This window comes from Vreelandella sp. 2A-K22 (assembly GCF_054065485.1).
Genome location: NZ_JBSUGC010000005.1, coordinates 157247 through 171946 on the forward strand (window position 1 = coordinate 157247; position 14700 = coordinate 171946).

The window sequence follows — 14700 nt, forward strand, 5'->3', positions numbered from 1 at the left end:
AGCGCAGGCAGTTTTCGTGCAGAGCCTAGCGTGCGATATCACGCTGGTACTGATGGGGCGTCATGCCATAAATTCGCTTAAAGCGGCGATTGAAATGGCTGAGGTCGGAGAACCCATAGCGCAAAGCGACCTCCGTTAGGGAAGCACCTAGGTCTAGCGCCGAGCGAGCCGCATTGATTCGGCAATTAATCACATACTGATGCGGCGTAATGCCGTAATGCTGACGAAACAGGCGTAAGAAGTGGTACTTGGAGATATGCGCCGCTTGGCTGATGTCATCCAGGGAGATATCCGTATCCAAGTGGGCGTGAATATAATCTTTCGCCAGGCCCAGCAGCGCATCGGGGCGGGTGAGCACTTGGTTGGGCTGAGAAATCCCGCCGAGTTGCACGGTTCGCTCAATTACCTGATACAGCGCATTCTCCTGGTCGATACAGCTACCAGAGCGAGAAGTGACTAAGCGTGCCAGTTCCAAAATGGCGTTGCGTAGCCGAACGTCCTGAACAAGGGTGTTATTTGAGCGAAAGTCAGCCGTGTGCTCGTGGCCCAGAGCATCAGCAAACAGGTCATTAATCTGCTCGGGATGCGCATATACCATCGGGTAATCCAGCGAGCGCTCTCCGCCCGGTTGGCCGTCGTGAACTTCCTCTGGGTTGAACAAGATAACGTTGCCCGGTGGGCTACGATGAAACTGTCCGCCGCTGAAGAAATCCTGACGACCCGCCAGGGTCACACCGAAGGCATACTCCTCGTGGGCATGACGGTCGTAGCTGAAATCCTCAATGGCCGCGTGAAGCACCGTTAGCGTTGGCACTTGCTGGCTCTTGATGAATTGAAACCGGCTTGCGTTACTCATGCCGCCCCCTCCTGATTAGTCACACCACCTAGCTTATGCCAACCCCGAGCCCGAATGCTTGTACATAATTGCTAATCGGCTGCGGGGGAAGGAGGCGAGATAACCGACAACGATGCATTGGCATCTATCGCGCTATCGAAAGGTAGCCATGCGAGGGGGGTTAGCAGTTGAACCTTCAGCCATCGGTCGAACGCGTGAGTGTCTCCCATTCACTGATTTCGTCGGCAAGCGCCGACAACTTGCTGCGCACCAGCGCCAGTGCATCGCTTCCCAGCAGCAGATGCTCCGGCGGCGTGTCGCTGGCTATTGCGTCCAGCATTGCGCGAGCTGCCTTTGCCGGATCGCCAAGTTGCTGACCGCTTTTCTCGACGCGGGCATTACGAATCGGATCAAACAGCGCATCGTAGTCGGGGATCGTGCGCGGCGAGCGGGACATCGAACGACCAGCCCAATCGGTGCGAAACGAGCCGGGCGCCACGGCAGTGACATGAACATTGAACGATTTCACTTCCTTGCCAAGCACCTCCGAAATACCTTCCAGTGCAAATTTACTACCACAGTAATAAGCGATGCCTGGCATCGTGATGAAACCACCCATAGACGTGATGTTGAGGATATGTCCGCGCCGACGTGAGCGCATGTATGGCAACACAGCCTTTGTGACGGCAACAGCTCCGAATACGTTCACATCGAACTGCCGACGCATTTCGACCAATGAGGATTCCTCCAGGATACCTTCATGGCCATAACCGGCGTTGTTGACGAGAACATCGATTTCTCCGACGTTTGCCTCTATCTCGGCCACGACACCATCGATGGCATCGAAGTCGGTCACATCGAGCACACGGCCCACCGCTTTCGCCGGATCAAGTGCTTCAAATGCCTGCTTGGCCCGTTCGCTGCGTACCGTGCCGACCACCTGATGGCCGGTAGCAAGTGCTTCCTGAGCCAGCGCCCGGCCAAAGCCGCTACTGACGCCCGTGATGAGTAAAAGTTTGCTGGTAGACATGCAAAATAGCTCCTGTGTATCAATGGAAGATGCACATTACCCCTTTGCATTGCCTTCTTTTAGGCATAATATTCTTATATTATTGCCTATTCTGATAATCCCAGTCGGTATCGCGTGAAAAAAGCACTTTCCACTCTGCAGACGGCTGAACAGCGGTACATGGTGACGCTGCTTCAGGCGCTGGCGCCGGAAGAAGGATACAACCTCACGGCTCTGCCCGACGTACGCATTCTGCGTTCGGATCGTCCCTTGTCTCGTACCCCCGTGCTGTACGACCCCGGTATCGTGATTGTTTGCCAGGGGCGAAAGCGGGGTTATTTCGGCCATCAGGTTTATCTTTACGACGAGCAGCACTATCTGGCGGTCGCGGTGCCGGTACCCTTCACGATGGAAACCGAGGCGACGCCAGAACACCCACTGCTAGCCATATACATGCATCTGGACTTTCAGCTCGCCGCGGAGCTGATGATCCAGATCGACCGCTATCAGTCTCCTGTCCAGGAAAACGTGGCCCAAAGCCTAATGTCCAGCCCCATGGATGCTGCGTTGCGGGTGTCCGTGACACGTTTTCTCGAAACGATGAGCCAGCCGCTTGAGGCGGAGATTCTCGGCCCCGCGCTGGTGAGAGAACTGTATTTTCGCGTGCTCACCGGTGCGCAGGGCATTGCCATGCGTGCGGCGCTGGCAATGCAGGGGCAGTTCGGGAAAATCGGCAAGGCGTTACGCCACATCCACGCGACCTACGCTCAGCCGCTTAACCTGTCGCAACTGGCTAGCGAGGCCGGTATGAGCGTTCCGACGTTTCTTCATCACTTTAAAGCCATTACGCACACTTCACCCATGCAGTACGTTAAATCCACGCGACTGCATCAAGCACGACTGCTGATGGTTCGTCAGAGCATGACGGCTGAGGCCGCTTGCCACGCCGTCGGTTACCTGAGTGCTTCGCAATTCAATCGGGAGTTCAAACGGCTTTTCGGATTGACGCCAGCTGCCGAAACGAAACGGATGCGGGAGAACTTCTCGCTACCGCCTGCTTTCACCAAGTCGGATTATGTCTCGTCGCATTGAGGCTGACCTGAGTTCAGTCACAACGCCGCCATGTGCAGGCTAATGAGCTGCGCTACCAACGCGAATAGCACCCGTCAGCGTTGGCACGTGCTGGCTCTTGATTAATTGAAACCAGCTTGCGTTACCTTACCGCCCCCTCTTGATTAGTCACACCACCTAGCTTATGCCAGCTCGACCTCTTAATGCTTATACATAATTGCTAATCGGCTGTGAGAATAAGCGCTCAGTGTCAGGTTAGTGACCAGATAGATTATGATGGGGGCTAGCTAACCTCGCGAGCCTTTGCGGTGGTTCAAAACTGGCGTGATAATCTTGGGGCTATATGTGAAAAGAAGGGGGGGGACGTGCATCAATTAGCAGCCCAATGGATAGTGGAATTACTGAGAGACAAAAATATCCCTTTTCAAATCTGCGGAGGGCTCGCAGCAAAGGGGTATGGCTCTGAACGAGCGTTGAACGATATTGACCTGTTCGTACCCAGCGAGCACTTTTTGACGGTGGTGCAGGCTGGCCAAGCGAACATATCCAAGCCCGCTACGCACTACTGCGAGGAGGGCTGGGATTTAACCTATGTCCAGTTCAAGTATGAAGGCATCAAGGTGGAGGTTGGCAACGCTGACGGCGCGCAAATTTTTGATGCAGCCAGCCAGGCCTGGGTGCCGCTAAATATAGCGTTTGACCGCTATGAAACTGTTAGTGTACTAGGCCTGGAACTCCCCTTGATGTTGAAGGAGGACTTGATTCGCTATAAGACCGTGCTCTCGAGACCCGTCGATATCGACGATATTCGCGCCATAAGATAGGCAAGCGCCATTTCACCGCCATCCTCAAGCGACGGGCACGGTGCCGCCATCAATCACGTACTCCGTGCCCGTAATAGTGGCTGCCAGCGGTGATGCCAGAAACGCAATCAGGTTGGCCACTTCTGCAGGCTTCGAAGGACGGCCAATCGGGATGCCGCCCAGCGAATTCATGATGATCTGCTTGCCGCCTGCGTAATCGGTACCTGCGTCTTGGGCAATCCGCTCGGCCAGTGCAACGGCGGCTTCCGTCTCGATCCAACCCGGCGATACTCGAACCACACGCACCCCTTTGGGTGACACTTCCTTGGACAAGCTCTTGCTATAGGTGGAGAGCGCCGACTTGGCAGCCGCATAAGCCGTGGTCGACTCGGGCAGGGGGAGTTCACGCTGAATGGAGGTCACGTGGATAATCACTCCATCGCCCTGGGCCAGCATGCCTGGCAGCAGGGCGCGATCCAACCGCACGGCGGGAAACAGGTTGATGTCGAGCTCTCGCTGCCACTCCTCCTCCCCAAGGGCCGCGAAGCCGCCGCCGGGCGCTGATGAACCGCCCAGCACATGAACGATAATATCCACGCCACCCAAGCGTTCGTTGACCGCATCGGCTACCGTGGCACAGCCTTCGGTCGTCGTCAGGTCAGCGGTTACAAACAGCTCATCGGGCAGGTCGGCGGGGCGAGTACGGGCGGTTGTTAGCACTTGCGCGCCTTCCTCGCGAAAGAGTGCCACCGCGGCTGCGCCAACCCCTTTGCTACCGCCGGTGATCAATACGCGTCGCCCGTTCAAATTCAGGTTCATTAGTAGATCTCCAATGACTGGATTTGCGTATCGGCAAGCTGGAAAGCGTGGTCGAGTTGCACCGGGCTGCCGGGGAAGTTACCGGTCACGGTCGCGGTAACCACCATCGTGTTGCCTTGTTGGGAAACACTGACCGGCTCGACGCGATACTCAATCTTGGCACGGGTGGCGCGCAGCCAGGCTTGAATAGCGGTTTGCCCGCGGTGTGTCTCTCCTTCATCAAACACACAGGCATCTTGGGTAAAGCAATCCGCAATGTGGGTGTCATCCGCACCGTTGCTGATGCTGAAATAAGTGGTGATTGCGTCTGGCAGTGACAAGCTCATGGTGGTCATCTCTTACAAGGTAATGTGAGAGAATATTCTGCCCAGGCTGACTCGTTATCAAGAACGCACAAAAAGGTAAGTGGCTTACCCATGAGAAAGATTTATACGCCCACTACCGCCGCAAGCGATGTGGAAAATGTATTAAAAATGCTGGAAGGGCGCTGGAAGCTCATTATTCTCTTTCATCTGTTCGATGGAAAAGTGCAGCGCTACTCCGATTTCGGAAAACTCATCCCTGACATCTCCCAGAAAATGCTCGCCCAACAGCTGCGCCAACTGGAAGCGGATGGCATTGTGGCCCGAAAGGTCTATCCCCAGGTGCCGCCGAAAGTGGAATACCGCCTTACCGAATGGGGGCAAACGCTCTGCCCGGCGCTGGATGCCTTATTGAAATGGGCAGAGCAGAAGGATCACTTCAACAACCCTGACGAGCAGAACGAACAAAATGATGCCGCCACCCAATGAGAACCGCCTGATGCACTACCGCACCATGACCATCAACGACTATGAAGCCGCCATTGCTCTGTGGAGCGAAAGTGAAGGCGTGCGGCTGCGCGATGCCGATTCACGGGAAGGCATCGAAAAATACCTGCTGCGCAATCCTGGCCTAAGCTTTGTGGCAGAAGTAGAAGGAGAGCTGGTGGGAACGATCATGGCGGGCCACGATGGCAAGCGCGGCTATGTTCAGCACTTATCGGTAGCGAATTCTCACCGTCGGTTAGGCATTGCAACACGGCTGGTCAGCCTCTGCATGGAAGCGCTGAAGAGGGAAGGCATCCTGAAATCACACCTGATGATTCTTCCCGAGAACGAAGATGCCCAGAAGTTCTGGGCAAACCAGGGCTGGGCCTACCGATCTGATATTTTGCTCTATGCGTTCGTGAATGGAGATAACCATAACGTTTAGTTTTAGTAGCGCTTTATACGTTATGGGGTTGGATTGACGCACGTGAGACTACACCGGGTCGGTTGACATGGGGTCGCACAAGATATTGGCGATTTTTAAGATAAATACTCAATGTTTCTGAACGTGAGCCGATAATGCTAAACGGTGACTAGCAGGATACGTTCTGTATGAACACTTGCAGTTACCGAGATGGCTTCCACCTGCCCAAAGAAAAGTGCTGCGGGCTTCTACGAGATCTTTCCATGCTACTTCTGAATCGAAGCGTCAAACTGCGGCTTGCCGTGAGTTTAGGCGCGTGCATCCTGATGTTAATCGTCGTCGGTACTATCGGTCTCTACAGCCTCAGCAACACCAACGATGCCCTCAATAGAACCTATGAGGGGAACGTGCTCACCTTGGGTAACCTTACTCAGATCAACCAAGCCCTGCTCGGCAACCGGGTGAAAGTAACGGCCGAACAGCGTGATCGGAATCCAGCATCTGTCATTACCACGAAGCAGGAGGTCGCTGAGAACGACGCTATTATCGATGCTGCCTGGAATGATTACTTTCCTGATCGTGTCTCCGATGATCAAGAACGTGCCATCGCTAATGAGTTTATTGCGTCGCTGACCAGTCTTCGCGCCGGTATTGACGACATTAACGCGGCAATGATCGGCAATGATTTCGATGCTGCAAGAGAGATTGCCACCACCACGCTACGCGCAGAATATCCAAAGGTGCTAACGGCGATCCAGGGGCTCATCGACCGTAACAGCACTCAAGCCGCTGCAAATAACCAACAATCCTCAAGTGATTATGTTTGGACGCGCAATTTCGTTATTGGGGTGATGGCGGCGGCTGTCATCTTCGGAATTCTGCTCGCTATATGGTTGATCCGCGGCATCATGACGCCGCTGGGCAAGGCACAAGCACTCGCCAACGCCATGGCTGAAGGAAGGCTTGATAACGAGATTGACGTCACATGCAAAGATGAGTTTGGTGTGATGCTTCGGGCGTTAAAGAGCATGGAAAGCAAGTTCTCGCAGGTGGTCATGTCCGTTCGTCATAACGCCGAGTCTGTGAATGTGGCCGCTGACGAAATCGTGCTAGGCACTGACGACCTGAGTCGCCGTACTCAGGAGCAGGCCGCAAATATCGAAGAGACCGCGGCCTCGATGGATGAAATTACCTCGACCGTGCGTCAGAACGCAGACAATGCTGCCGAAGCCGATAAACTCGTATATGACGTCAGCCAGCAAGCCAACGCCGGGGGGGAGATCGCCGAGCAAGCCGTCAACGCGATGGAAGACATCAACATCTCAAGCCGTAAGATCTCCGGTATCGTCGGGTTGATCGATCAAATTGCCTTCCAGACCAATTTGCTGGCGCTGAACGCCTCGGTAGAAGCCGCCCGTGCGGGCGAGCAAGGGCGCGGCTTTGCGGTGGTGGCCAACGAAGTGCGCAACCTAGCAGGGCGCAGTGCTGACGCCGCCAAAGACATCAAAAAGCTCGTCGAAGAGAGTATCGGCCAAGTGGACACCGGCTCAAACCTGGTCAACCAAGCAGGTAAGTCGCTTGAAGGTATCGTTCATGGCGTTAAGCGTGTCTCGGTGTTGATGGGTGAGATTGCCACCGCCAGCCGCGAGCAGGCCCAGGGTATCGATCAGGTCAACACCGCCGTCTCGCAAATGGACAGTGTCACCCAGCAGAACGCGAGTCTGGTGGAAGAGTCCAGCTCGGCGGGGCGTTCACTGCAAAGCCAAGCAGAGGCGTTGTTGAACGAGGTGTCGTTCTTTAGAGGAGCGACCAATGGCCAAAACCAGCGCGCGCTACCCGCTACGCCAAGACCGCGCGACAGCCAGCCTCGGGCTAGTAAAGGCTTGCCGACTCATGTTCTCGGTAGTAAAAAAGAGACCGAAGAATGGGCATCTTTCTAAACGCCTGAAGCAACCATGAAGCGCCCAGCCAGGGCGCTTTTTTGTGAGCCGAAAGCCTCCGCAAGAAAATTCTGAGCCTACCGATCTGATATTTTCTTTACTCGTTTGTTAATGGGGATAATTCAAATATCTAGACCAGGACTGTCATAACCTTGTTGGTTCGCCGTCATTATTTGTATGATGGTACGTCTTTCCACGTTAAGCATAGGTAGTTGTCCAATGAGCCATTGATGCCCGCCGTTGCAATAACGGCCAGTCTCCATTAGCCCCTGATCCAGGGGGAGTACTTGGCATCTATGGAATTACCTATGACCACTACCCATCTCACCCTAACGGGTGTCTCCTACGTTTTGTCGGATGGCAGAACGCTTTTCACCGACCTTCATGAGCAGTTCGATGCACGCCCAACCGGGCTGGTTGGGCGTAATGGTGTGGGTAAAACAGTATTAGCCCAAATCCTCGCGGGCCTGTTGCAACCCACCGCCGGCGAATGTCAGCGCTCCAACAGCGTGCATTACCTTGCTCAACAAGTGGCCCAGCCGAAGGGTGCTTCTGTCGCCGATCTCGCAGGTATTCAACCAACGCTAGATGCGCTGGCACGCATTGAGGCTGGCAGCACTGCCATAGAGGATTTTGAGGCCGTGGGTGAGCGTTGGGATTTGCCCCAGCGATTTCGCCATGAACTTGAACGCGGCAGCTTGGGCTATCTTGTGGCCACAACACCAGCCAGCACACTGAGCGGTGGGGAAGCCATGCGGGTTGCCTTAATGGGTGCCATGCTCTCGAATGCTGATTTCCTGATTCTTGATGAGCCAAGCAACCATCTCGACCGACCAAACCGCCAAGCACTCATTGAACAACTGCAACGCTGGCCGCGTGGGCTGATTGTGGTAAGTCATGACCGGCAATTGCTGGAGGCCATGGAGCGTATCGTAGAACTGTCCCCCTCAGGGCTGCACAGTTATGGCGGCAACTACACCTTCTATGCAGAGGCGAAAGCACACGAGCAGCAAAATGCGATTGACCAACTCAATAGACACAAGCTAGAGCGCCAACGCCAAGAAAGGGCGATGCGTAAGCAGCGTGAACGCCAGGAGAAACGGCAGGCCCGCGGAAATCGGCAGGGCAAGGAAGCCAACCAGGCCAAGGTGATACTGGATGGTCAGAAAGAGCGCAGCGAGAACTCCACCGGCGCATTGCGCCAAAAGCAGGCAGCCAGCCGTGATCAGCTTAACCAGCGCGTGCGAGAAGCGGCAAAACAGGTTGAAAGCGAAGCGCACATTACCCTACATGAGATACCCGTTAATCAGGTCGCCAAGCGCTGTTTGGCAGAATTGGAGAGGGTAGAGCTACCCTTCGTCATGGGAGCCACTCGTCACATTAGCTTACTGCTGAGAGGGCAACAGCGCATAGGGGTTGTCGGCCCTAACGGCTGCGGTAAATCCACGCTGCTTCGTGTGCTTGCAGGTCAAATTGAGCCATTATCCGGAACCTGCAAAGTAACCTCTAAAAGCGTCTATCTCGACCAGCGACTAGCGAATCTTGAGCCGGATAAAACCGTGCTCGAACAGCTGCAACTGGCTAACCGCTCAACGACGGAAGGCGAGCTGCGTATGCTACTGGCCCAACTAGGCCTGGACGCGCAGAAGATCACCACACCCAGCGGACTATTAAGCGGAGGTGAACGTCTGAAAGGTGCACTGGCCTGCCTCCTCTACGCCGACTCACCACCGAAACTATTGCTGCTGGATGAGCCAAATAACCACCTCGACCTGCCATCGGCACAAGCGCTGGAAACGCTGTTGCGCAGTTACCAAGGCGCGTTAGTGGTGGTATCCCATGATGATGCGTTTCTGGGAAACCTCGCCCTGACAGACCACCTGATTGCAACCGAACAAGGGTGGCATTTGGAGCCTCAATCCAGCTGAGCTTCTATTGCTGTCTTGTCGATCACCGACCAGACTTCCTGAATCTTATTATCACGGAAGAGGTAGAACGCGTTCTCGCAAAACGTCACTTTTTTGCCGTCCACCGCAAGGCCGAGGAAGCTACCTTTGGGTGTGACATCGAATCGCAACCTGCACGCGACATGGGGTGGATCAACGGTCAAAAGCTCAATGTTGAAGTGAAGATCCGGTATCTGTTCATAATCGGCTTCCAGCATGGCGCGATAGCCATCAACGCCTAGGCGCCTGCTGTTGTGGTGGACATCGTTATGCACGAACTGGTCAAGGTTCGTCCAGTCCTGATTATTGAGGCAGGTGATGTAATCACGGTAGGTTGCTTCCAGGTCACGTTTATTCATCTTGGTTCTCCTTTCCTGGTTAGGCGTGAAGGCATTCGCCAAGGGTATATAGGCTCAGTATCATAAGCAGCCTAAACCAAACCACAGAAGTCATCATTCATGTCGTGCCCACCTTGCCCCAATTGCCAATCCGAATTCGTCTATCAGGATCAAAGCCTGTTCATCTGCCCCGAGTGCGCCCACGAATGGAACCCTTCCGAGGCTGAGGCAGAAGACACTGTGACGGTAAAAGATGCCCACGGCACCCTGTTAGCGGAAGGCGATAAGGTAACGATGATCAAAGACCTCAAAGTCAAAGGCAGCTCACTGGTACTCAAGGTGGGCACCAAAGCCGTTATCAAGCGGCTCTTGGATAGCAAGGATCACCAACTGGACTGCAAGGTCGACGGCGTCGGCGACATGATGGTGACCGCCCATTTTGTGAAGAAGGCCTGACTAGAATCTGAACTTACATGACAACCGTGCCGCCGATGACTGCTAGCCGACATTACCGCTGGATCATTTTGCTGATAGCCACCCTGGCTCAAGCAGCGGCATGCTTTTTCGTTCAAGGCATCGGCGCCATCAGCGTTTATATACAGGCAGATATGGCACTCTCTGCATTTCAGATTGGGGCGCTGGTCTCGGCGGCTCAGTTGGTGCCTTCGGTTGGGCTGTTGGTTGCCGGGGAGATGCTGGACAGGTTCAGTGAGCGTTTGGTAGTGGGAGTAGGCACCCTCATAGTGGGCATTGCGCTTAGCGCTGCAGTGCTGGTTGAGAGTTACTGGGCCATGCTGCTGTTTTTGGTCATCGTAGGGGCAGGCTACAGTGCCGCCCAACCCGGCGGTAGCAAATCGGTAGCCGCTTGGTTTGAAAAATCCCAGCGCGGCTTTGCCATGGGGATTCGTCAGGCAGGCTTGCCGCTGGGTGGGGCGCTGGCGGCGATCATACTGCCAACGGTCGCGGTCACCTGGGGGTGGCGCGCCTCTTTTCTGGTGGGAGGACTGATTGCGATCTTCGGGGCGTTGATCTTCATGCTTTTTTACCGTGCCCCTGGTGGCGTGGTGCCGGTCACAAGAGCCTCTGAAGGTAGCGTAAAAAAAGTCGTCTTATCGCGACTGGGGATGATTCGTGAACCGGCCATGAAACAGATCATGGCGTCCGGCATTAGTTTGATCTCGGTTCAGTACGGCATTTTGATTTTTACCGTGCTCTATCTGCATAGTCGTTTGCAGATGGAGGTGCTGCAGGCGGCGACGTTGCTATTCGTAGCCCAGGGGGCCGGGGTTGCCGGGCGTATTTTGCTGGCGGCCTGGAGCGACCGCTGTCGCTCGCGCTATTTTCCGGTAATGGTGTGCATGGTGGCGGTGATAGTAGGGCTGCTGGTATTGGTTTGGCTGCCGCTACACTCAACGCTCATGCTGAGCGGTTTGATGGCCTGGCTGGGCTTTTTTGGTTTTGGTTGGTACGGCCCTTGGGTAGCTTATGTGGCTGAGTCTGCACCTGCTGATAAAACCGGCTTTGTACTGGGATTGGCTATGGCTATTAACCAACTGGCGATTGTATCGATACCACCACTCCTTGGGTGGCTGTTAGATATAAGTGGCAGTTTTATGGTCGGCTGGAGTCTGCTGATCGCCATGACGTTATTGGGGCTATTAATGACCATCCAGCGGCAAGGAGAAATTAATGAAAGCGATCGTGTTTGACGTATTTGGCACCATTGTTGATTGGCGCTCCAGTTTGATTCACCAGTTCAATGAGCTAGAGAAAGAGTTGGGGATTGAACTGCCTAGTGAAGTGCTGGCTGATCAATGGCGTCAGCTTTATGCGCCTTCCATGGACAGGGTACGCAGAGGGGAAATCCCCTGGACGGTATTAGATGATCTGCATCGAGAAAGCTTAGTCAAACTACTCAATCAACATGAGATTGCGCTAGACAAAGCGACCATTGATCGCGTCAATCACTTTTGGCACCAATTAGAGCCCTGGCCAGATGTTCAGAGTGGCCTACAGCGCTTGAAAGAGCACACCATCATCGCAACGCTGACCAACGGTAATGTCTCATTAATGGTCGATGTTGCCCGTCACGCCAAGTTACCGTGGGATATGGTTTTTTTGCGCCGAGTTATTCGAGCACTACAAGCCTGATTCGGAGGTTTATTTAGGGGCTTGCCGTCTGCTACGCCTACCGCCTGAAGAGGTAATGCTGTGTGCGGCGCATAATGCTGACCTGCGTGCTGCCCGTGCCTTGGGAATGAAAACGGCGTTTATACCCCGTCGTACAGAATATGGCCCCCAACAGAGCAAAGATTTAGAAGCAGAAGAAGCATGGGATTTTGTGGCTGAAGACCTCGTCGCGTTGAGTGAGAGTCTAATAGAGTGAGCCAACAATGCATGCCGTTAGGGCTGGATAGCATTTGTTGAGATAGTGGCAGCTATAGGTATTGAGTGTTTGAGCAGTGAGCTTATCCCCAGGCTTTATTTAATGGTAGAACGAGCAGACGCGCAAACACTACGCGTCTAGTAACATCTTTTTATCGCAAGGAATGCAAAATTCAGTTAGCTCGATTTTTTGTCGCCATCATGTTGTTTTTTTCATATCGGCTCAAGCGGTAGCAACTGATTGGACTCCACCTGATAATCCTGATTTGCTTCAGATCTTACATGAGGCGCGACTGGATATGCAGGCCAAGCGGTACGAGTCTGCGCTGGAAAAGCATTTTTGGTTTCACGAGAATGCAGAGCAAATAGATGAAAGTATCTCTGCAGTCAGAACATCATTTGCACTTTATGACTGGGTGAGGCTCGGACAAGAATATCCACCGGCCATGGATGAACTTCTTCAGGTGAGAGGAGGCCTGATCACTAAGTTGATCAATGAAGAGTATGATCGAAATGCATTTCGCGATCTTGTATCAATAAATGCAGTTCTCAATGAGGATTCAAAGACAACGGAAATCTTTAAACTCCTCGACTCGGAGCAACCAGAGGCTGCCAATAGAGCTTTCAATTTCGCGCAACCGGCGTTGATCAAGGATAAAGAATATGAACTGTATGTGAAATACGTCAATCCACAGCATGACTTTCTACGTATGAAGCATAGCTTTGAAAGCGGCATGCTAAGCGCTAACAACTCAGATTCTAATACTTCTAGATCCGATTTCTATATTAATTCATTTCGCAATAAAGCAGCGACATTAGTTGCAGTTCTTGTGGTTAATGACCGCGAATTAGAAGCAGCCGAAATTTCTACATTAGCGAAGGAAGTGCTTGATGACCCACAATTTCATGAGGAGTTGGAGGATACGTTAGCTGGGACTGTACCTGTTCCTTGGCCTTAAGTTAATAAATATGGCAGCAGGCCGCAAACAACCCCGGGAGGTCTTTGATCAACTTCACTGATCAGCCAGCTACCCCATGCACGACGCAGTGAGCTGTAGTTCATCCAACAGCCTTAGGCAACTCCAGGTGTTTGTATGATCGAATGAGCTATAGGAGTTAATCCTCTGCTGTCAGCATGAAGGCTTCTACAGCAATTATTAGACGTGCTACTTACCTGATTTTTTTACCAAAACGATGATAAGAGTATTTGAAGACCAGGATTTTGAAGCCATAGAGGAAATTTACACCCTCGCCAAGCTAGATGAGTTCCGGTTTGAGCGAGGCCCGTTTGAGCTGATACCGCTTCGGCAAGACGAGGAGCGCCTACGAGGGCTGATGGAATCAGTGATATTTGTTTATGCTGATAAGGGCATTCGTGGGTACGGGGCAGTTTACGAAAATGAGATTCGCACGCTGCTTGTTCACCCGCTTTTTCGCCGCCAAGGCGTCGGTAATCAACTGTTTGGTCATATGATTGCCTGGATCGGAAGACCCGTTACGCTCTGCGTCGCAAGAAGCAACGTGGCGGCAAAAGCGCTCTATCAGCAATATGGTTTTAAAGTGACCGAGGAGTTTGAGGCCTGCTACAACGGTAAGCCGGTGTTAGCCAATAAGATGGAGCAGTCCAGCACTATTTTTGGAAAATCTAGTGCTGACACAGCGTTTTCTAGAAGCCGTACAAGGTAGATATCTGGAGCCGATCCAGTCTTGTTTTTTATACGGCAAAGCCGTATATTTAAGCAATGCTATTCATCGAAACGTCTACGTTCACCAAGCTATAACCGAGTTATCTTACGGATGAGGAGTACCGTGGGCTGCAAACGTATTTGTTGCAGAAACCAGATGCGGGCGACCTTATTAAAGGGTCGGGTGGTGTTCGTAAAGTTCGTTGGTCATCAACAGGTTCGGGAAAGAGTGGCGGTATCCGAGCTATCTATTATTGGAAGAAATCTGACCACGAGATATGGATGCTCACGCTGTATAGTAAAACGGAGCGCGCCAGTATCCCTGGGCACATGCTCAAGCAGATAGCGGAGGCAATCAAAAATGGTTAAAAGAAATCTTGGAGCAGAGGTACTCGACGGCATTAATGAGATAAAACATTTCAAGAAAGGTAGGGGAGCGCTGCGCACTAACGAGTTAGCAGAGCCCTCGCCACCCAAAATGATTCGGTTGAAACTGAACCTATCTCAATCGGCCTTCGCAGGGCTTCTGGGAGTAAGCATACGTACCCTTCAGGACTGGGAACAAGGCCGTAGAGAGCCACAGGGCCCGGCCATTGCTCTTTTGCGTATTGCTGAACAACGCCCGGAAGTCTTTGATCAACTTCATTGATCAGGCAG

At 53.1% G+C, this 14700-nt stretch carries 18 protein-coding genes; 13 read left to right on the forward strand and 5 right to left on the reverse strand.

The window, feature by feature from the left end; translation table 11 throughout:
• Window positions 1-25: 25 nt before the first annotated feature.
• Entirely contained in the window at window positions 26-856 is an 831-nt protein-coding gene (locus ACW17M_RS08655) for an AraC family transcriptional regulator (RefSeq protein WP_457547235.1), read from the reverse strand.
• A 175-nt stretch (window positions 857-1031) separates the two neighbouring features.
• The gene (locus ACW17M_RS08660; protein WP_457547236.1) at window positions 1032-1865 is read right to left on the reverse strand and encodes an oxidoreductase; all 834 of its coding nucleotides are present in this window, start codon (window positions 1863-1865) and stop codon (window positions 1032-1034) included.
• Window positions 1866-2024: 159 nt separating this feature from the next.
• Here ACW17M_RS08660 and ACW17M_RS08665 point away from each other — a divergent pair, with 159 nt between their 5' ends.
• A complete protein-coding gene (locus ACW17M_RS08665; protein WP_457547237.1) occupies window positions 2025-2936 on the forward strand; it encodes an AraC family transcriptional regulator N-terminal domain-containing protein in 912 nt (303 codons plus the stop codon).
• Window positions 2937-3280: 344 nt separating this feature from the next.
• On the forward strand, window positions 3281-3739 hold the full coding sequence (locus ACW17M_RS08670) for a nucleotidyltransferase (RefSeq protein WP_457547238.1): 459 nt from the start codon (window positions 3281-3283) through the stop codon (window positions 3737-3739).
• A gap of 24 nt (window positions 3740-3763) precedes the next feature.
• On the opposite strand, the gene ACW17M_RS08675 is transcribed toward ACW17M_RS08670, so the two are convergent.
• Entirely contained in the window at window positions 3764-4537 is a 774-nt protein-coding gene (locus tag ACW17M_RS08675) for an SDR family oxidoreductase (RefSeq protein WP_457547239.1), read from the reverse strand.
• Window positions 4537-4863, reverse strand: coding sequence for a nuclear transport factor 2 family protein (locus ACW17M_RS08680; RefSeq protein ID WP_233974243.1), 327 nt, complete (start codon window positions 4861-4863; stop codon window positions 4537-4539). The genes ACW17M_RS08675 and ACW17M_RS08680 overlap by 1 nt, the downstream gene beginning before the upstream one ends.
• Window positions 4864-4953: 90 nt before the next feature.
• Here ACW17M_RS08680 and ACW17M_RS08685 point away from each other — a divergent pair, with 90 nt between their 5' ends.
• The 4 genes from ACW17M_RS08685 to ACW17M_RS08700 all read left to right on the forward strand — a co-directional run bounded on the left by ACW17M_RS08685 (window position 4954) and on the right by ACW17M_RS08700 (window position 9617).
• Entirely contained in the window at window positions 4954-5328 is a 375-nt protein-coding gene (locus ACW17M_RS08685) for a winged helix-turn-helix transcriptional regulator (RefSeq protein ID WP_144810790.1), read from the forward strand.
• Complete coding sequence (locus ACW17M_RS08690) at window positions 5312-5770, forward strand: GNAT family N-acetyltransferase (RefSeq protein ID WP_457547240.1); 459 nt, start codon at window positions 5312-5314, stop codon at window positions 5768-5770. The genes ACW17M_RS08685 and ACW17M_RS08690 overlap by 17 nt, the downstream gene beginning before the upstream one ends.
• A gap of 242 nt (window positions 5771-6012) precedes the next feature.
• Window positions 6013-7689 (forward strand): methyl-accepting chemotaxis protein, encoded by a 1677-nt coding sequence (locus tag ACW17M_RS08695; protein ID WP_457547241.1) that lies wholly within the window; start codon window positions 6013-6015, stop codon window positions 7687-7689.
• A gap of 308 nt (window positions 7690-7997) precedes the next feature.
• Complete coding sequence (locus tag ACW17M_RS08700) at window positions 7998-9617, forward strand: ABC-F family ATP-binding cassette domain-containing protein (protein ID WP_457547242.1); 1620 nt, start codon at window positions 7998-8000, stop codon at window positions 9615-9617.
• Here the strand turns inward: ACW17M_RS08700 and ACW17M_RS08705 are convergent.
• Window positions 9605-9994, reverse strand: coding sequence for an ester cyclase (locus ACW17M_RS08705; protein WP_457547243.1), 390 nt, complete (start codon window positions 9992-9994; stop codon window positions 9605-9607). The genes ACW17M_RS08700 and ACW17M_RS08705 overlap by 13 nt on opposite strands.
• A gap of 99 nt (window positions 9995-10093) precedes the next feature.
• Between ACW17M_RS08705 and ACW17M_RS08710 the strand changes: the two genes are divergently transcribed.
• The 7 genes from ACW17M_RS08710 to ACW17M_RS08740 all read left to right on the forward strand — a co-directional run bounded on the left by ACW17M_RS08710 (window position 10094) and on the right by ACW17M_RS08740 (window position 14692).
• Window positions 10094-10429: a zinc ribbon domain-containing protein YjdM gene (locus tag ACW17M_RS08710; RefSeq protein ID WP_457547244.1), complete on the forward strand. Its 336-nt coding sequence runs from the start codon at window positions 10094-10096 to the stop codon at window positions 10427-10429.
• A gap of 17 nt (window positions 10430-10446) precedes the next feature.
• Complete coding sequence (locus tag ACW17M_RS08715; protein ID WP_457547245.1) at window positions 10447-11682, forward strand: MFS transporter; 1236 nt, start codon at window positions 10447-10449, stop codon at window positions 11680-11682.
• Window positions 11663-12124, forward strand: coding sequence for an HAD family hydrolase (locus ACW17M_RS08720; RefSeq protein WP_457547246.1), 462 nt, complete (start codon window positions 11663-11665; stop codon window positions 12122-12124). The genes ACW17M_RS08715 and ACW17M_RS08720 overlap by 20 nt, the downstream gene beginning before the upstream one ends.
• On the forward strand, window positions 12051-12359 hold the full coding sequence (locus tag ACW17M_RS08725) for an HAD hydrolase-like protein (protein ID WP_457547247.1): 309 nt from the start codon (window positions 12051-12053) through the stop codon (window positions 12357-12359). Before ACW17M_RS08720 ends, ACW17M_RS08725 begins: the two co-directional genes overlap by 74 nt.
• A 163-nt stretch (window positions 12360-12522) precedes the next feature.
• Window positions 12523-13317 (forward strand): hypothetical protein, encoded by a 795-nt coding sequence (locus ACW17M_RS08730; RefSeq protein ID WP_457547248.1) that lies wholly within the window; start codon window positions 12523-12525, stop codon window positions 13315-13317.
• Between the two features lie 235 nt (window positions 13318-13552).
• On the forward strand, window positions 13553-14044 hold the full coding sequence (locus ACW17M_RS08735) for a GNAT family N-acetyltransferase (RefSeq protein WP_022522633.1): 492 nt from the start codon (window positions 13553-13555) through the stop codon (window positions 14042-14044).
• Window positions 14045-14404: 360 nt separating this feature from the next.
• The gene (locus tag ACW17M_RS08740) at window positions 14405-14692 is read left to right on the forward strand and encodes a helix-turn-helix domain-containing protein (RefSeq protein WP_457547249.1); all 288 of its coding nucleotides are present in this window, start codon (window positions 14405-14407) and stop codon (window positions 14690-14692) included.
• Window positions 14693-14700 lie beyond the last annotated feature (8 nt).